Origin of the sequence: Rhodococcus koreensis, assembly GCF_900105905.1 — a bacterium.
Taxonomy (GTDB): domain Bacteria; phylum Actinomycetota; class Actinomycetes; order Mycobacteriales; family Mycobacteriaceae; genus Rhodococcus_F; species Rhodococcus_F koreensis.
Genome location: NZ_FNSV01000005.1, coordinates 6,624,031 through 6,641,416, shown reverse-complemented (window position 1 = coordinate 6,641,416; position 17,386 = coordinate 6,624,031). Strand labels below are relative to the sequence as shown.

The 17,386-nt window shown below is 68.6% G+C and carries 15 protein-coding genes; 2 read left to right on the top strand and 13 right to left on the bottom strand.

Annotated features, from left to right (window positions below; genetic code table 11):
* Nucleotide 1: 1 nt before the first annotated feature.
* The 9 genes from BLV94_RS34795 to BLV94_RS34755 form a co-directional block, all read right to left on the bottom strand.
* Nucleotides 2–1,519 (bottom strand): sugar ABC transporter ATP-binding protein, encoded by a 1,518-nt coding sequence (locus BLV94_RS34795; protein ID WP_072946325.1) that lies wholly within the window; start codon nt 1,517–1,519, stop codon nt 2–4.
* Nucleotides 1,516–2,547, bottom strand: a complete 1,032-nt coding sequence (locus BLV94_RS34790; RefSeq protein ID WP_083395952.1) for an ABC transporter permease — start codon at nt 2,545–2,547, stop codon at nt 1,516–1,518. The genes BLV94_RS34795 and BLV94_RS34790 overlap by 4 nt, the downstream gene beginning before the upstream one ends.
* A 44-nt stretch (nt 2,548–2,591) precedes the next feature.
* Complete coding sequence (locus BLV94_RS34785; protein ID WP_072946415.1) at nt 2,592–3,632, bottom strand: sugar ABC transporter substrate-binding protein; 1,041 nt, start codon at nt 3,630–3,632, stop codon at nt 2,592–2,594.
* A 65-nt stretch (nt 3,633–3,697) separates the two neighbouring features.
* Nucleotides 3,698–4,885 carry an acyl-CoA dehydrogenase family protein gene (locus BLV94_RS34780; RefSeq protein WP_072946326.1) on the bottom strand — a complete coding sequence of 396 codons (1,188 nt, stop codon included), beginning with the start codon at nt 4,883–4,885 and terminating at the stop codon, nt 3,698–3,700.
* 12 nt (nt 4,886–4,897) lie between these two features.
* Nucleotides 4,898–6,460 carry a CoA-transferase gene (locus BLV94_RS34775; RefSeq protein ID WP_072946327.1) on the bottom strand — a complete coding sequence of 521 codons (1,563 nt, stop codon included), beginning with the start codon at nt 6,458–6,460 and terminating at the stop codon, nt 4,898–4,900.
* Nucleotides 6,461–6,735: 275 nt separating this feature from the next.
* A complete protein-coding gene (locus tag BLV94_RS34770) occupies nt 6,736–7,749 on the bottom strand; it encodes a LacI family DNA-binding transcriptional regulator (RefSeq protein WP_072946328.1) in 1,014 nt (337 codons plus the stop codon).
* A 100-nt stretch (nt 7,750–7,849) separates the two neighbouring features.
* Nucleotides 7,850–8,902 carry an alcohol dehydrogenase catalytic domain-containing protein gene (locus BLV94_RS34765; protein WP_072946329.1) on the bottom strand — a complete coding sequence of 351 codons (1,053 nt, stop codon included), beginning with the start codon at nt 8,900–8,902 and terminating at the stop codon, nt 7,850–7,852.
* On the bottom strand, nt 8,899–9,927 hold the full coding sequence (locus BLV94_RS34760; RefSeq protein ID WP_072946330.1) for a Gfo/Idh/MocA family protein: 1,029 nt from the start codon (nt 9,925–9,927) through the stop codon (nt 8,899–8,901). Before BLV94_RS34760 ends, BLV94_RS34765 begins: the two co-directional genes overlap by 4 nt.
* Nucleotides 9,924–11,276: an MFS transporter gene (locus tag BLV94_RS34755; protein WP_072946331.1), complete on the bottom strand. Its 1,353-nt coding sequence runs from the start codon at nt 11,274–11,276 to the stop codon at nt 9,924–9,926. The genes BLV94_RS34760 and BLV94_RS34755 overlap by 4 nt, the downstream gene beginning before the upstream one ends.
* 380 nt (nt 11,277–11,656) lie before the next feature.
* Between BLV94_RS34755 and BLV94_RS34750 the strand changes: the two genes are divergently transcribed.
* Nucleotides 11,657–12,709 (top strand): Dyp-type peroxidase, encoded by a 1,053-nt coding sequence (locus tag BLV94_RS34750; RefSeq protein ID WP_072946332.1) that lies wholly within the window; start codon nt 11,657–11,659, stop codon nt 12,707–12,709.
* On the top strand, nt 12,706–13,512 hold the full coding sequence (locus BLV94_RS34745) for a family 1 encapsulin nanocompartment shell protein (RefSeq protein WP_072946333.1): 807 nt from the start codon (nt 12,706–12,708) through the stop codon (nt 13,510–13,512). Before BLV94_RS34750 ends, BLV94_RS34745 begins: the two co-directional genes overlap by 4 nt.
* 16 nt (nt 13,513–13,528) lie before the next feature.
* Here the strand turns inward: BLV94_RS34745 and BLV94_RS34740 are convergent, their stop codons facing one another.
* The 4 genes from BLV94_RS34740 to BLV94_RS34725 are packed head-to-tail and all read right to left on the bottom strand — an operon-like array spanning nt 13,529 to nt 17,264.
* Complete coding sequence (locus BLV94_RS34740) at nt 13,529–14,863, bottom strand: hypothetical protein (RefSeq protein WP_072946334.1); 1,335 nt, start codon at nt 14,861–14,863, stop codon at nt 13,529–13,531.
* On the bottom strand, nt 14,860–15,222 hold the full coding sequence (locus tag BLV94_RS34735; RefSeq protein WP_072946335.1) for a hypothetical protein: 363 nt from the start codon (nt 15,220–15,222) through the stop codon (nt 14,860–14,862). Before BLV94_RS34735 ends, BLV94_RS34740 begins: the two co-directional genes overlap by 4 nt.
* A complete protein-coding gene (locus BLV94_RS34730; protein WP_072946336.1) occupies nt 15,223–15,417 on the bottom strand; it encodes a hypothetical protein in 195 nt (64 codons plus the stop codon).
* On the bottom strand, nt 15,414–17,264 hold the full coding sequence (locus tag BLV94_RS34725) for a hypothetical protein (RefSeq protein WP_072946337.1): 1,851 nt from the start codon (nt 17,262–17,264) through the stop codon (nt 15,414–15,416). Before BLV94_RS34725 ends, BLV94_RS34730 begins: the two co-directional genes overlap by 4 nt.
* Between the last annotated feature and the right edge of the window lie 122 nt (nt 17,265–17,386).

The following is a 17,386-nucleotide window of genomic DNA, read 5'->3' as shown; positions in this document are numbered from 1 at the left end:
ATCACATCATCTTCTCGAGGAGTTGGAGTTTGCTGGGTGGGTTTCCGGGCGGCGAGTCGAACTCGGCGGTGATCTCACCGTCGCGCATCACGATCACGCGGTGGCCGAGGCCGATCGCCTCGTCCAGGGTGTCGGCGAGCACCAGAATCGCCACTCCCCGCTCGGACAGATCGCGGAACAGTGCGTACAGGTCTTCCTTCGCGCCGATGTCGAGCCCGCGGGTGGGGTGGTCGAGCACCAGCACCTTCAGGCCGTCGCCCAGGATCCACTTGGCGACCACGGCCTTCTGCTGGTTGCCGCCCGACAGTCGCGCGATGTCGGCGTCGGGGTCGGCGGGCCGGATGCCGAGTGTGTCGATCCAGGTGCGCGCCGTCTCCTGCACTCGGGCGCCGGAGGAGATGCGGCCGCCGCCCGCCTTCACCGGATGCACCGTCGCGATGTTCTGCGCGACGGTCGCCCCGGCGATCATGCCCTCGACGCGACGCTCGGCGGGAACGTACGCGACACCGGACAGCACGGCGTCCGCCGGTGATCGGGGCGCCGAACGCTGCCCGTCGATCTCGACGGTTCCGGAATCAATGGGGACGGCGCCGAACACGGCGCGGGCCACCTCCTCGCGGCCGGAGTCGACCACCCCCACCACCGACACGATCTCGCCGGCGTGGACGTCGAGCGAGACGCCCGTCGCCTTGCCGCCACACGTGAGGTCGCGGACCGACAGCGTCGGCGTGCCGGTCCGGGAGACGGCGCGCTTGCGCTCCGACGAGTAGATCTCCTCGGCCGCACCCTTGCCGATCATCAGCTGGTACAGCTCGGATTCGGTTGCCGCCGCGGCGATCCGCTCGCCGACGACCTTGCCGTCGCGCAGCACGTACACGCGGTCGGAGAAGCGGAGGACTTCGTCGAGACGGTGCGAGACGAAGATGACGGAACCACGCTCCTTGAGAGCGGTGACCCGGCGGTGGAGCACCTCGACATCCTCGGGTTCGAGCACCGATGTCGGCTCGTCGAGGATGAGGAGCGGCGGGTGTTCGGACTGCCTGGACGCGACCGCGCGCGCCACCTCCACCATCTGTCGCTGCGCGAAACCGAGCGTTTCGGTGAGCGCACCGGGGTCGACCGTCGACTCCACCACGGACAACATGTCCTGGGCGCGGGCGCGGATCCGGCGCCGGCGGAGGAATCCGGCACGGGCGGTGTCGCCCTCGTGCCCGAGGATCAGGTTCTGGCCGACGGTGAGGTTCGGCAGCAGCGACTGCTCCTGATGCACGACCCCGATCCCGTGGCCGGCGGCGTCGGCCGGGCTCGAAAAGCTCACCTCGCGCCCCCCGAGCACCATCCGGCCGCCGTCCTGGCGGTGCACTCCCGCGAGGATCTTGAGCAGTGTCGACTTGCCGGCGCCGTTCTCGCCGATCAGTCCCACCACCTCGTTCGGAGCGATGGACAGGCTCACGTCGTCGAGGACGGTGTTGGGCCCGAACTTCTTCGTGACGTTGCGGAGTTCCAGGAGAGATGTCATTTCACGACCCTCAATCGACTGCGGGCGGGCCACCCGGTCGCGATCACCGCGACCACGATGATGAGTCCCTGCGCGCCCTGCTGGATGTACGGGCTGGCGCCCGAGAGGAGAAGCCCGTTGCCGAGGACCACGAGGAGCAGCACACCCACCAGGGAGTGCAGGGGCCCACCGCGACCACCGGACAGCAGGGTGCCGCCGACGACCACCGCGGACAGGGTGAGGAACAGGCTTCCCGATCCGACGCTCACGTCGCCGACACCCAGCCGGATGGTGGCCAGCACTCCCCCGAGCGCGGACAGCAGTCCGGCCACCGCGAACAGGATGACCTTGGTGCGCCCGACCGGGACGCCCGCCAGGCGGCTTGTCGACTCGTCGCCGCCGATCGCGTAGGTGTGCATGCCCAGCCGGGTTCCCTTGCACAGCACCACTGTCACGGCCACGGCGGCGAGCGCGAACACCACGACGACGGGAAGTCCGAGCCAGTGGCCACCCGCCCAGGCGGCGAGCGACGGGTCGGCGAGTTGGGGGGTGGCGGTGCCGAAGAGCACGGTGGCGACACCGAGCCCGACGAACCAGGTTCCCAGGGTGACGAGGAAGGACGGCACCCGCGCGACGACGTGCAGCACCCCGTTGGCCACCCCGAAGAGCAGACCGACGCCCAGCGCGATCAGGACCGCGAGGAGTCCGAGGTCGTTGCCGTTGACGCTGTTCGCGGCGAGCAGGACGAACGTCAGCCCGCTGGCCGCCATCACGCCCTCGATCGACAGGTCCACGCCGCCCACCAGGACCACCAGCGTGGCGCCCATCGCGAGGACCACGGGAATGGCGGCCTGCTCCACGATCGCCATCGCGTTGCTCGCCGTCGCGAACCCGGGAGCCAGTGCGGCGAACACGGCGCACAGTCCGAGCAGGGCGGTGAGCGGGCCTGCGGTGGACAGTAACCGTCGCACGCGGGGTCTGGTGGTGCGCGCGGGCGGGCGAGTTTCGGCGGGAGTCGTCACCTCCCCCGTCATTTCGGTCGTCGACATCGTCACTCCTTCGGAAGATTGTGTGGTTCGTGAATGGTGAGGGGTTACCGGGCCACCGGGCCGGTGATGCGGGAGAAGGGATCCTGCACGGACCGCACGATCTCCTCGTCACTCGGCACGGTGCGGAATCGGTCGACGTTGCTCGCGGTGATCAGCGACTGCTCGACGTAGAATTCGCGGTTCTCGCGGGGCAGCGACGCGACGTCGATCTCCCCGGTCATGGCCTGGTAGCAGATGGCGAGGCCCATCGCTCCGTTGAAATAGGGGTCGGTCGTGTAGGTGGAGAGCAGTTCGCCGTCGGCGATGGCGCCCAGCCCTTCCGGGGTGGCGTCCGCGGCGCTGGCGATCTTGATCTCGCCCGCCCGGCCCGCTTCACGCACCGCCTGCAGCGCACCCAGGGCCATGGAATCGGTTGCGGCCCAAATGCCGTTCACCTGGTCGCCGTATTTGTTGAGCAGGGTCTGCGTGGTGGTGTACGCCTTGTTGCGGTCGAAGTCGGCGGGCTGGTCGTCGAGCAGGGTGACGCCGGACTGTCCGTCCATGGCCTGCTGGAAGCCCTGGAACCTGGTCTGGCTGATCTCGTTGGCGAGCAACCCCTGCAGCGCGATCACGCCGCCGGTGCCGCCGAGCGAATCGACGAGCGCCTTCCCGGTGTCGGCGCCCTGCTGGACCCCGTCGTAGGCGACGTAGGACGCCCACCCGTTGCCGACGTCCCAGGGGTGCAGGTCCGAGGGCTTGCTCCACTGGGTGACCGCGCACCCGCCGCTGTTCTGCACGGCACGCACGATCGCCGGGGTGTCGGCGCTCGTGTTCGGATTGATGTTGAGCAGGACGGTCTTTCCCGCGGCGAGCACAGACTGCAACTGCGACAGCGCGTTCTGCGAATCGCCGCCGTAGACGATCACCTTCAGTTCGATCCCCAGCGATTCGGCGTACGCGCGGCTGCCCTGGACCCACGCGGCCTCGTACGGGTTGGTCAGCGACCGGACCTCGGAGACCATCACCATGTCGCCGCGGTCGACGGTGGCGCCGTCCCGCTCGGTCCGTTCCGATCCCGTCGAGCAGGCGACGGCGGAACTCGCCATGACGGAGATGGCCGCGGCAACGCCGACGGCCCGGGCCGCCGCCCTGACCGATCGGTTCGCCGGTGTCATCGTTCGTCCGAGCCGGTGCCCGCGGCACCCTTCAGCACGGCCCGGCTGATGATGAGCCGCTGCATTTCGCTGGTGCCTTCGTAGATCTTCGTGATGCGGGCGTCGCGGTAGAGGCGCTCCACCTCGTACCCGCGGATGAAGCCGTTGCCGCCGAACACCTGCACGGCGGCGTCGGCGTGGCGCACGCATCCCTCGGACGCGTACAGCTTGGCCATCGAGCAGAGTGTCTCGGCGTCCGCCGCGCCGGTGTCGAGGGCCCGCGCCGCCTCGACCGACAGCGCGGTGCCGGCCCGCAGTTCGGTGGCCACGGTGGCGAGGGAGAACGAGATGCCCTGGTTGGCGGAGATCGGCTTGCCGAACTGGCTGCGGTCGAGGGACTGCCGGGTGGCGGCGTCCAGTGCGGCGCGGCTGATGCCGAGGCTCAGTCCCGAGATCCCGAGACGGCCCTTGGCCAGCACCTTCATCATGTAACCGAACGCCTTGCCCTCCTCACCGAGGAGCGCGTCGGACGACAGCCGGACGGAGTCGAACACCAGACCGCCGACCTGGGACGCCCGCTGCCCCATCTTGTGTTCGTGGTAGGCGCGGCTGACGCCGGGCTGGTCGACATCCACCAGGAACACCGAGATGCCACCGCGCTTCCCCAGTTCGGGGTCGGTGACGGCGAGCACGACCGCGAAGTCCGCGACCGGGGCGTTGTGGATGTAGATCTTCTCGCCGCTGAGCACCCAGCCGTCGCCGCTGCGCACCGCCCGCGTGGTGATCGACCCGAGGTCGGAACCGGAACCCGGCTCGGTGAGCGCGTAGGCGCAGCGCTTCTCGGCGGAGAGCATCGGGCGCAGGTACTGCTCCTGCTGCTCGGGGGTGCCGTAGTTGCCGAGCAGGCTGCCGAGGATCTCGACGAGCCCGCACTGGTCGGCCACCGACGCATAACCGTAGGACAGCGACTCCATGACGAACAGGTAGTCGAGGGCGGTGCCGCCGAATCCGCCGAACTTCTCGGGCACGGTGATGCCGAAGAGCCCGATCTTGCCCATCTCGGCGTAGATCTCTTCGGGGAATCGTTCGGTCTCGTCCAGTTCGCCGGCGACCGGCCGGATCCGTTCGTCGACGAACTCCGCGACGAGCTTGCGTTCGTCGGTTCCGAGCACGGACGACGGAATGACACTGTTTCCGGTTGGCATGTGGTTCTCTCCTCAGATGTGTACGGCGACGGGGGCGAACAGCCCCGCGTCCATCAGGCGTGGGTTCTTGATGATCGGACGGAATCCCATGTGCGGAAGAATGTCCCGATCGATGTCGATTCCGGGAGCGACCTCGGTGAGTTCGAGGCCGTCCCGGGTGAGCACGAAGACGGCGCGTTCGGTGACGTACACCGCCTCGCGTCCCTCACGGACGGCGAGAGCGCCGGAGTAGGTGACCTGGTCGACGCGGTCGACGAACTTCGGCACCGACCCTTCCCGCCGGATCACCAGTTCTCCCCCGACGATCTCGATGTCCAGTCCGCGCGCGGTGAAGGTTCCGCAGAACACGACGCGCGGCGAGTTCTGGGAGATGTCGATGAACCCGCCCGGTCCGACGATGCCGCCGCCGATCTTGCTGACGTTGACGGCGCCGGTGACGTCGACCTCGGCCATGCCCAGGCAGCTGACGTCGAGCAATCCGCCCGAGAACAGGTCGAACTGGGTGGTCGACGAGTGCACGACCTTCGGTCCTCGTGCGGCCCCGAACAGGTCGCCGGAGACGGGGATGCCGTCGATCAGCCCCTGCTCGATGGCGAGGGTGACGTCGTCCAGGCGGTCCTGTTCGGCGAGCGCGTCCACGACCAGCGCGGACACCCCGAAGCCGACGTTCAGGACGTCGCCGTCCCGAACCTCGGCGGCGGCCCGCCGGGCGATCAGCATGCGGATCGGGTCGTGGTCCGTCGCGTCGAAGCCGGCGTTCGCCGCGTCGCCGGACAGTTCCGGGTCGAATTCGCCTGCGTACGTCTGCCATTGGGCCGGCGCGTGGACCACGTCGTCGACCAGGACCGCCGGGATGTGCACGAGCCGTGGATCGATCGGCCGGTCCAGCAGATTCTTCACCTGGACGATGACCCGGCCACCGCAGGCCTTCGCCGCCTGAGCGACGGCCAGCGCGTCGAGCTGCGCGGCCTCCCCCGAGCACGTGACGTTGCCGGACGGGTCGATGGAATCGCCGCGGACGATGGCCACGTCGACGGGAAACGGCTTGTAGCGCAGATACTCACGACCGTCCAGCGCGAGGAGTTCGACGAGGTCCTCGGTGGCGGACGGCGTGAACTTGCCGCCACCGTGCCGCGGGTCGACGAACGTGTCGAGACCGGTGGCGGTGACGAGGCCGGGACGGCGCGCGCCGATCTCCCGCAGCAGCTGACTGATCGCGCCGCCGGGCCATGCGTACGCCTCGATCTCGTCGTTGCGGACGAGTTCGATCATCGTCGGCGACCACGTCCAGTGCCCGCCGATGACCCGCTTGATCATGCCCTTGTGCGCGAGGTGGTTGGTTCCGCGGCGCACCCGGTCACCGATGCCCAGAGCGTGCACGATCGTGAGGTCCCTGGGCGATCCGGTCGCGAGAAAGCACTCCTCCAGCGCCTTCAGCACAGTGTCCGGTTCGAGGATTCCGCCGCCCGAACCGGTGAGGGCGATCGTCGATCCTGGTGCGATGCCGCTCACGGCTCGTGTCGCGGTGGTCGGTGTCCAGCGCCTCGCCGCGGCACCCGGTCCGGGATGTGTCATATCCGCTCCTGTAAATGCTTACATTCGGCCAATCGGTCCATGAACGCCATGTACCTCGGTTATTGACACACTATATTGTGAGCTGAACAACATCAAGAAAGCGGTTACAGAATTTTTCCGAGACTGATCCGGCTATCGGAAGAACACGATTCGCCGACGACTGCCGCGTCGGCCTGCTTCACCGCACCGGCGCAGCACTGTGCGCCGGGGTGACCTGGATGATCGACGGCTCTGTCGCCGACCCCGCCTCTATCGTCCGAGCGAAAACGCCGGGGTCAGCTCGGGACGGGGCCCGTCGACTCGCGAATGACGACGTCCGCGGAGATCAGCGGCGGAGACGTGGTGGTCTCGTTGTTCAGGGCGGCGCGCATCAGCGACCACGCCTGGTCGCCCAGATCGATCTTGGGGCTCACGACCGTGGTCAGGCGCGGCGCCAGGTGGCGTGCCATGTCGATGTCATCGAAACCGGTGACCGAAATGTCCTCGGGGACACGGAGTCCCCGCTCCCGCAGTTTCGAGATGACGCCGAGCGCCGTCAGGTCGTTGAAGCACACGAGGGCGGTCGGCTCGTGCGTGAGCGCTTCCTCCACCACGTCGTAGCCACCCTCGATGGTCCCGTCCGACGGCACCGCCGTCGCCTCGATCCCGAGCACCTTCGCCATTTCGATGGCCCGCCACCGCTCGCGGTTCTGCCAGGCCAGGTCCGAACCCTTGACGTAGACGATCCGGCGGTGGCCGAGCTTCGCGAGGTGCCCGCACAGCTCCATCATCGGGGTGAAGTTGTCGACCGCGACCATGGGGAGATCGACCCCCAGCTCCACCCGGTTGACGAGCAGGACGGGCGTCGACTGCCTGGCGAGTTCCTTCAGCCCGCTCGTCGGAATCCTCGACGAGAGCAGCACGAGACCGTCGACCTGGCCGAGCAGGTCGAGCGCGGTGGCGAGTTCGTCGGCCGCGTCACCGGAGTAGTCGGCGACGAGCATGCGGTATCCGTCGGCGGTGGCGCCGTGGTGCATCTGTTTGACGACGTCGAAGAAGTACGCGTTGGCCAGGTCGGGCAGGATCACGCCCATGTTTCTCAGCGACCCGAGGACGAGTCCGCGGGCGGCGCTGCTGGGCCGGTAGGACAGCTCGTCGGCGACCTTGTGCACCCGGGCCGCGAGGTCCGGGGTCACCGACGAGCTGCCGCTCATGACGCGGGAGACGGTGGCGATCGAGACGCCGGCGGCCTTCGCTACGGTGTTGATCGTGACGCGACGGCTCGCGGGCACTCGGGTCTGATCCGCCATCGTTGCCTCTGCATCTCTCGTCGCCATTGCCTCGTCCACCCAGTGAAGGGTGGAAACGCTTACAGCGTAGCGCGAAGGCGGCCCCGGATCACGCGGACGCTCACTCCCCGTGCAACAACGCGCGCGTTCCGAGCAGTTTCCGCGACGTCAGCAGCACCTTGACGTGCCTGCTGCCGTTCGATTCGAGCTCCTCGACCGCGCGGCCGAACTCGTCCAGCGCGAACGTCGCGGTGTGCAGCGGCGACGCGTCCACCTGCCCCGACTCGAGCAGTTCGGCCGCGTCGACGAAGTCCTGCCGCACATAGTTCCGGCAGGCCACGACGGACAGTTCGCGGGCGTAGAGCGCGCTGTAGTCGAGCGTCAGTTCGTGCCCGGGTTTCGCGGACGCGATCGCCACGTACCGGCCGCCCGGAGCGAGGACCCGCAGCGCCAGCCGAGCGGATTCCTGGGAGCACACCGTGTCGTAGACGAGGTCGACCGATTCCGTCCGGTCCCGGAGCCAGCCCTCGAGCGCGTCACCCGACTCCGTCGTGAAATCGCTCATCCCGCATGCCAGGGCGGGCCGCTCCCGTTCGGCGTAGCGATCGACGCCGAGCACCCGGACGCCCCGGCTCCGGGCCACCAGCGTGGTCGCGAGACCGATCGCCCCGGTCCCGACGACCAGCGCGGTGTCCCCCGCCGACACGCCGCCGCGGCGGACGACGTGAACGCCGACCGCGAGCGGTTCGACGAGGGCCCCGAAACGGTCCAGCACCGCGTCGCTGACGGGCACGCACTGCGTCTCGGGGACGACGAATTCCTCACTGAAACACCCGCGCGGATCGGACAGCCCGAACACCCGGATACTCGGGCAGTTGTTGATCCTGCCGTCGCGGCAGGCGCGGCATCGGCCGCATCCCGTCGTCGGGTAGACCATCACCGGCTGCCCGACCGTGAGACTCGTTCCCGGGCCCACCCGCGACACGCGTCCGGCGCATTCGTGGCCCAGCACCGTGGGGTACGCGGCGACGGCGTTCCGGCCACGCAGATGCGACAGGTCGCCGCCGCAGATCCCGGCCGAGTCGAGAGCGACGAGCACCTCCCCCTCACCGGGTTCCGCGACGTCACCGCGGTCGAGACGATAGGAGTTCGGACCGTCGACCCGAATACTCAAGACTGACATGCACTTTCCCTTTCCTCGGAGACGATTTCCGGTGTCGTGCCGGCAGCGGCGGACCGGTAGGCGGCGTCGATCACCGACTGCACGCGCAACCCGGACCGGGCGTCGGACAGCGGCGCTGCCCCTGCCGCCCAACTGGTGAAGACGTCCTCGTACAACGACCGGAACCACGCCGACATCGACAACGGGTCGGGTCCGGACGCGTCGACGGTCCCGTCGACGAGGGTGCGGGCACCGTCGCCGATCCGGACGAGCGAATCGCCCACCAGCCGAAGCTGTCCCGCGTCGCCGAAGAGGTGGATCGTCTCGGCCCCGCCCGGCCAGGCCGCCGTGCTCGCCGTCACCGACGCCGCATGTGTGCCCTGGTCGATCAGCAGGTGGATCGTGTCCTCGGCCTCGAGCCGCCCACGGCTGGTCGAGGACGCGGCCACGACACTGCGCGCCGGTCCGGTCAGCGACAGGTAGAGGTCGAGGGTGTGGATGGCCTGGGTGATCAGCGCTCCGCCGCCGTCGCGGTCCCAGGTGCCGCGCCCGGCCTCGGCATAGTAGGAGTCCGGCCGCCACAGCGGGACGGTGACGGTCGCCGAGCGGAGCGTGCCGATCGCGCCGTCGGCGAGCAGTTGCCGTGCGCGGACGGCCGCCTCCTTGTAGCGGTGTTGCAGCGTGACCGCGGCCCGGACACCGGCCCGCTCCGCGACGTCCACGATCGCCTGCGCATCAGGCAGCGAGGCCGCCAACGGTTTGTCGATCACCAGGTCCAGACCGCGTTCGGCCAGCGCCGACGCGACCGCGAGGTGACTCGAGGGCGGCGTGACCACCACCGCCGTGTCGGCGTCCAGGGCCGCTGCCGCGTCGAGACTCGGGAGGATCCGCGCCTCCGGTGCCAGCCGGTGGGCGGCGGCCGCCCTCGTCTCGTCGCGCGTCACCACACCGACCACGTCGGCGCCGACCGCCCGCAGGGCCGTGAGGTGCGCGGCGCTCGCGAGACCGGCGCCGACCACCACGACACGACGGGTCACGATGCCGCCTCGACGTGGGTGCGCGCACCCACGCTCCGGCCGAGAGTCTCGGGGAGCAGGGCGATGCCGATCAGACCCACCACGCTCAGGCCCATGAGGTAGCTCGCGACGAGCCAGGGTGTTCCGCCCGCAACGGCGACGAGGGCCGTGGCGACCAGCGGGATCGTGCCGCCGACCACCGCGGCGGGGATCTCCCGGGAGATCGCGATACCGCTCCAGCGGATCTTGGTGGGGAACAGTTCGGAGAGCAGCGCGCCGCCCGGGCCCGACGTCGTGCCCTGGACGAGGCAGATACCGAGGATCAGCGCCAGCCCGACCATCCACGGCGACCGGGTGTCCAGCATCATGAACATCGGGAACGGGAAGACGATGCCGAAGACCGCGCCGGACAACAGGACCGGCTTGCGGCCGATCCGGTCGGCCAGGCGGCCGAAGCCGAGGATGACGGGGATGGCACAGAACTCGGCGACGATCAATCCGATCAGGGCCTGGGTGGAATCGACCCCCAGGGTCTTGGTCACGAACGACAGCGCGAAGACCTGCATGACGTAGGCCCACGGAATCACGAAGCTGAACAGGGCGAGTCCGCACAGGATCTGCCGCCAGTGGTTGCGGACCGCCTCGACCAGCGGTGCACGGTCGACCTCACCGTGCTGGGCGGCCTCCTCGAACACCGCCGTCTCGTTCACCTTCAGTCGCAGGTAGCCGGCGACGAGAACGATGACGGCACTGGCCAGGAACGGAATACGCCAGCCCCAGGACAGGAAGAGGTCGTCGGGCATCAGCGTGAGCAACGCGAAGATCGCGGTGGCGCCGCCGGTTCCGACGTAGATCGCGGCGCCTGGATACGCACTGGAGAGGGCTCGCCGGGAACTGTCGGTGGATTCGGTGACCATCGTGATCGCCCCGGCGAACTCGGCGCCCGCGCCTGCGCCCTGGAACAGGCGGAGGACGATCAGGAGAATCGGCGCCCAGATGCCGATCGCGTCCGCGGTGGGCAGTGCCCCGATCAGCGTCGTCGAGGCGCCCATCACGAGCAGGGTCATGAGGAGCATCGGCTTGCGGCCGATCCGGTCACCGAAGTGCGCGAAGACCAGCCCACCGATCGGGCGGGCGCCGAGGCCGACGGCGAACGTCCCGAAGGCGGCCATCGTGCCGGCGAGGGATCCCGCCCCGGGGAAGTAGAGGGGCCCGAAGACGAGGGCGGCCGCGAGACCGTAGAGCGTGAAGTCATACCACTCGATCACGGTTCCCGCCGCGCTCGCCTTGATCACCCGGCGGCGTTGCTGTCCCGCCGACCCGTGCGGCACCGCGGTCGACCGCTCGGTGCCGAGTTCGGTCATGCCCATCGAGAACTCCTGACTGTGGAAAGGAACTGCCGGAACCCGACTACTATGACTCACGTCACCGAGTTTGTAAACGCTTTCTCAGCTCCGGCGGCGCAATTCCCGTTCACACAGTTCACAGCAATATGACCGATGTTTCCCGGCTACATGCGGGTAGATACCGCTTTCATTTCCGGTCGCGGGCCGGAACCGGCCTCGCGTTCAGGTGGGAGGCGTCGACCTTCTCCGGCGCGAGGTAGCACTCGGAGTCACCGCCGACAGATTCCGGAGGTCCGCGGCGGCGCGCGGGCCGATCGAATGGAACCTGGCGGTCCGAAACGGTTAGATGGGACCTGAGGTTCCGGACAGTGCAGCGTCGTACGTCGGAGTGAACGGAGACACAGATGCCAGGCCCAGTCGCGAGATTGGCACCCCAAGCAGTCCTCACTCCGCCCAGCCCTGCCGCCCTGTTCCTGGTGCTCCTCGCCGGCCCCTCCGACGAAGACCGCGCGACGGTGTGCGACGTGATCTCCGGCATCGACGGACCGCTCAAGGCCGTGGGATTCCGCGAACTCGCCGGCTCCCTGTCCTGCGTGGTCGGTGTCGGCGCGGAGTTCTGGGACCGCGTGAGCGCGTCGTCGAAGCCTGCCCACCTGCACCCGTTCGTCACACTGTCCGGACCGGCCCACAGCGCGCCCTCCACACCCGGTGACGTGCTGTTCCACATCAAAGCCTCGCGCAAGGACCTGTGCTTCGAACTGGGCCGCCAGATCGTCTCCGCGCTGGGGTCCGCCGCCACCGTCGTCGACGAGGTGCACGGCTTCCGCTACTTCGATTCCCGCGATCTCCTCGGATTCGTCGACGGCACCGAGAATCCCACCGAAGACGACGCATCCGACGCTGCGCTGATCGGCGACGAGGACCCCGACTTCCGGGGCGGCAGTTACGTGATCGTGCAGAAGTACCTGCACGACATGGGTGGGTGGAGCACGCTGAGCACCGAGGAACAGGAACGGGTCATCGGGCGCACCAAGCTCGACAACATCGAACTCGACGACGACGTCCAGCCGAGCAATTCGCACGTCACCCTCAACAGCATCGTCGACGAAGACGGCGTCGAGCACGAGATCCTGCGGGACAACATGGCATTCGGCAGCCTCGGCGAGGCCGAGTACGGGACCTACTTCATCGGGTACGCGAAGGACCCCGCCGTCACCGAGTTGATGCTGCGAAGAATGTTTCTCGGTGAGCCGCCCGGAAACTACGACCGCATCCTCGACTTCTCGACGGCGGCCACCGGCACGTTGTTCTTCGTGCCGAGCCGGGACGTGCTCGAATCGCTCGGCGACGCACCGGCCGTCGCGGAGTCGGCGCCCGAAGACCCGGTCGAGCCCGCCGCGGCCGACCCGTACGACCTGTCCCTGAAAATCGGTGGTCTCAAAGGAGTATCGCAATGAGTGATTCGAGCAATCTGCACCGCAACCTGGCACCCGTCACCGAGGCGGCCTGGCAGCAGATCGGCGAAGAGGCCACCCGCACGTTCAAGCGCCACGTCGCGGGCCGGCGCGTGGTCGACGTCGCGGGACCGTTCGGATACTCCTATTCGGCCCACAACCTCGGCCGGGTCAACCCGATCAAGACTTCCGACAGCAGGATCCGCGCCCAGCAGCGGCAGGTCGACCCGCTCGTCGAACTCCGGTTCCCGTTCACCCTGAGCCGCGCCGAGGTCGACGACGTCGCCCGCGGTTCCCTCGACTCCGACTGGCAGCCCGTCAAGGACGCCGCGAAGGCGGTCGCGTTCGCGGAAGACCAGTCGATCTTCCAGGGATTCGACGAGGCGGGCATCCGCGGACTCGGACCGTCCAGCGACAACCCGGTTCTCAGCCTGCCGGAGGATCCGCTGCTGATCCCCGACGCCGTCGCCTCCGCGCTGTCGGCGCTGCGACTCGCCGGAGTCGAGGGACCGTACTCGGTGGTGCTCGACGCCGACGCGTACACCGCGGTCAGCGAGACCCGCGACGAGGGACATCCGGTGTTCCACCACCTGCGCGACCTGGTCACCGGGGACATCATCTGGGCACCCGCGATCAGCGGTGGATACGTGCTGTCCACGCGTGGTGGCGACAACCAGCTGACCCTCGGCACGGACCTGTCGATCGGCTACGACAGCCACACCGCCGACGAAGTCACGCTCTACCTCGAGGAGACGTTCACGTTCGCCTCGCTCACCGCGGAGGCGGCAGTCGTCCTCGCACGCTGAGGCACACTGGGGGCCGTCAGCCACCGAACAGCAGGTACAGCCCACCGAACGTGTAGGTGACCATGGTGAGCAGCAGTGCCAGCTGCCCGGTCAGCTGATGGCCCCGCGGCAGGAGCCTCATGGATTTGTCGTGCGCCGCAATCACTCCCAGCACGTGCCCGGCGAGGACGAACAGCACCTTGATCGACGCCGAGGCGGCGGGGTGCTCGGACAGCACGTACCAGACCTCGGCGTCGCCGAGTCCCAGCAGGTTCCAGCCCCGCCCCATCGGGTCGGCCAGCAGGATCACCGTCGCCTGCCCCTTCTCCACCAGATACGTCAGATAGTGCGCGAAGACGTAGCCGATGACGATCGGGATCAGCGAATGCGACAGCTGCCCCGGGAGAGCGGCGCGCTGCTCGGGCCGCAGTCCCCCGGTGGCCCGCGAGGCCACCCAGAACGACACCCCGACGAAGCCGACGAAGACCAGGAGCCCGGCCGTGCGCACGAGGGTGGCGCCGATCGGGGAACCGATCCCGTCCACCAGACGCGACCACCAGAGGAACGCGGAGAAACTGTCGAAGGCAGTGGACCCCAGCAGGGTTGCCATCAATGCGACCGAGCCGGCCCGGACGGGCATCGACCCCAGGTGGTCCAGCGGGTTGCGCAGCACGATCCGTCCGCTCGGCCGGTCCCGACTCAGCGGAGACAGCCGCGACGCCAGCGTGCTGTACACCTCGAACGGATCGCCCCGCTCGCACCAGCGCTCGCCGCACAGAAACGCCCCGGCCGTCGTGACCACGACGTACACGAGCAGCCACGTGCGCACCGCGGCCACGGAACCCGGGTCGCCGGAGGCGAGTTCGAGCCAGACGAAGGCGAACAGTCCCGCGACCGCGGGCCGGTAACCCCACGAGTTGCGGTACCGCGCATCATTTTCCGCCGGTGAGCGGCCGATCGCCGCGCACACCGACCGGTGCACGGTGCGGACCGGGGACAGCACCCGCCAGACCGGCCCGAACGCCAGCGACGCCGCGACCAGCCCCACCCAGAGCAGCACGTAGAACACGCCCGGCAGTGCGTTCTCCGACGACGCCGACGGTCCGAAGAAGGCGGCGAGGGCCACCCACACCGCGAACACCACACCGGCCGCGGCCAGCACGTTCCGCGTGACCGGCGCGTCGGCGAACCGGGTCACCCAGCGGGGCAGCTCGCGCCCCGGGTTGTCCGGATCCAGCTTCGGGGTGCGCCACGCGAACGCCAGCACAACGAAGGAGACGGTGAGCGCCCAACTCGCCCCGACCAGCGCATACGTGAACGGGATGGGAAGGTCGGTGGATCCGCCGAGCCCGTGCGCGAGAACAGCGGTCATGGACGCACGAGCAGGGTGGCCACCGTCTTACCCGTGTCGTGCAATTCCACCGCCACCTGACCCGGAACGTCAACGGAGAACTGGGTTTCCTGCGTTCCGGGGTGAATCTCGAACGAGTGCTCCGGAACGGCGTGCACGTGCAACTCGTCGGCGGCGTCGCTGTCGATCCGCACCGTGACGGTCTCCCCCACCGTCGCCTCGATGCGTTCGTTGCCCGGTGTGACCGTGCCGTTCTCGATCACGACGTCGATCACGACGCCGTCCTCCGTGGCCGGTGTGTCGTCGTCGCCTCCGCAGCCCGATACCAGGGCGACGACGACAGCGGGTATCACTACAATTCCGGCCCACCGCCTGATCACCTAGTTCTCCTCTTCGTGCGCGCTCGGACCGTGCTTCGCGTTCTCGGCATTCTCGGCGGCTTCCGCCTTGCGGTCCCGGACCGCCAGGTAGATGACCAGTCCGGCCACCAGGAACGCCGGGACGAACGCCGGAATCGCCAGCAGTACCGAATGATCGGCGAGGTAGACGACGTCCGGATCGTGCACCGGGTTCATGTCACCGTCACGTCCTCGCGGGTGCCGGTGGCCGCCTGCCCCTGCGTGTACTTGCTGATCCGGCCCGCTCCCCACGCCAGCGCGGTGATCAGCGCCAGGGTGCACACCAGCACCACCAGCGATGCGGCGCCGAACAGCCAGGACGGGTGGTCGAAGTTCCGCTCCCGCTGCAGGATGGTGATCTCCGGGACGAAGTCGCGGGTCGAGGACGCGACTGCGGGCAGTTCCTCCGCGCCGATGCCCGGGTCGCTGGGCAGGTAGATCGGGACGGCCGTCATCGTGCGCCCGTCCTGCACGCGCAGCAACGTCTTCCATGTTCCGTGAACCGGGACCGGCTCGTGCGTCCGGTAGGTGCCGGGACCGGTGCGTTCGAGCCGGTCGACCGTGAAACCGTTGCCCAGTCCGGGGCCGCCCTGCCAGGACAGGATGGACACCCACGCCGGATCGTCGCTCGCGAGATCGGGTGGGTCGATGCGCACCTCCGCGTCGACCATGCGGCCGCCGTCCGGGGTGGCCTCCGTGAGAGCGATCGCCGCGGTGGCGTTGTCCGGGACCGTGGCGACGAGGCCGTTGGCCGTGGCGCCGGCGATCACCACGACGGTGGCGACGACGATGGTGCGGCTGATCGCCGGGCGCGGAAGCCCCTCGGATCGGAGCACCCGCCCGAGCAGGGCGCCGCAGGCTCCGGCCGCGATGGCGACGGGCACGGCCATGGCCAGGGCCTCCGGCCACATGCTGGTGGGCCAGGGGTAGATGTACACGGCGTCGATCCACAGCGACTCGAGCCACAGCCCGACCGTCGCGACGAGCAGTCCGCCGACGGCACCGAACGCCACCCGATTCTTGATCAGCGGTGTCAGAGCGAGCAATTCGATCACCACCGCGGCGCCGAGGCACAGTTCGAACACGTTGGTGGGGGCACCGAGAACCGGTCCGACGATCAGCGCCGTGATCGCGCGCACGACGCCTGCCACCGCCACGGCCACGATCGCCGCGAACGGTCCGAGAACGATGCGCGCCGCCACCAGGGTGAAGGCGGCCGCTCCGGCGATCATCATCGGTTGCAGGACGAGCCGGAACTGCTCGACGCCGAAGTCGTATTCGATCTGGAAGACGGACAGGCCGATGAGCAGGCCGCCGAACGTGCCGCACCGCAGGAACCAGATGAGCCTGCTGTCCGGCTTGACCTCCCCGGGGGTCGCCATCCGGCCCTCGTAGTCCAGGAGCAGGACGCCGATCAGCGACAGTCCCGCACCGCCGATCAGCATCAGGTGCGTCGGTCCCCACAGCGTGACGTCCTGACCGAAGATCCGGTGCCAGACGTCGTCGAGCGGGAACCCTATGAGGGCATACAGACCCGCTCCGGCCACGAGGACGCCGCCGACCGGGACGTACCAGGTGCGGGTGATCTTGATCGCCGCCGGACCGGGTTTCTCGTCGCGCGGCAGGATCATCGCCAGCATTCCGGTGATGAACAGCAGGAACAGCCCGACGAGGATGAAGTAGTGCGCGGGGTTCGCGAGCGGCCCGTCGTCGCGGCCCCGCCCGATGTGCAGGCTGACGTCCCAGATGAAACCGAAGAACGCCGTCAGGATGGTCCCGACGAACGTCACCAGGGGCAGGGCCACCCACGGGGGCCGGTCGAGTGCGCGCGACGCCGCGTCGGCAGTCGTCTGCAGCCACGTGATCTTGCGTGTGCGATGCAGGTACGCGATCCACAGCAGACCCACGGTGATGATCGCCGTCGCCACCGTGATTCCGATGATCTGGTCGAATGCCGCACCGCCACCCTCTCCGCCCGACTGGGCAAGAATGAGTGAACTCGGAGTAACAGTAACTTGGCTCACGGGGTGATTATGTGCGCCTCGTGCCGAAAATGCCAGACCCTCGACCCGTAAACCCGCGGACCGTATGCAAATCTATTCAAATCTGCGATCGAACGTAGATACGGCTAGATTCCCCTAGCGAC

Coding starts and splice junctions, on each gene's coding strand:
- BLV94_RS34795 (WP_072946325.1), bottom strand. CDS start 1,519: ATGACATCTCTCCTGGAACTCCGCAACGTCACGAAGAAGTTCGGGCCC.
- BLV94_RS34790 (WP_083395952.1), bottom strand. CDS start 2,547: ATGTCGACGACCGAAATGACGGGGGAGGTGACGACTCCCGCCGAAACT.
- BLV94_RS34785 (WP_072946415.1), bottom strand. CDS start 3,632: ATGGCGAGTTCCGCCGTCGCCTGCTCGACGGGATCGGAACGGACCGAG.
- BLV94_RS34780 (WP_072946326.1), bottom strand. CDS start 4,885: ATGCCAACCGGAAACAGTGTCATTCCGTCGTCCGTGCTCGGAACCGAC.
- BLV94_RS34775 (WP_072946327.1), bottom strand. CDS start 6,460: ATGACACATCCCGGACCGGGTGCCGCGGCGAGGCGCTGGACACCGACC.
- BLV94_RS34770 (WP_072946328.1), bottom strand. CDS start 7,749: ATGGCGGATCAGACCCGAGTGCCCGCGAGCCGTCGCGTCACGATCAAC.
- BLV94_RS34755 (WP_072946331.1), bottom strand. CDS start 11,276: ATGGGCATGACCGAACTCGGCACCGAGCGGTCGACCGCGGTGCCGCAC.
- BLV94_RS34750 (WP_072946332.1), top strand. CDS start 11,657: ATGCCAGGCCCAGTCGCGAGATTGGCACCCCAAGCAGTCCTCACTCCG.
- BLV94_RS34745 (WP_072946333.1), top strand. CDS start 12,706: ATGAGTGATTCGAGCAATCTGCACCGCAACCTGGCACCCGTCACCGAG.
- BLV94_RS34740 (WP_072946334.1), bottom strand. CDS start 14,863: ATGACCGCTGTTCTCGCGCACGGGCTCGGCGGATCCACCGACCTTCCC.
- BLV94_RS34730 (WP_072946336.1), bottom strand. CDS start 15,417: ATGAACCCGGTGCACGATCCGGACGTCGTCTACCTCGCCGATCATTCG.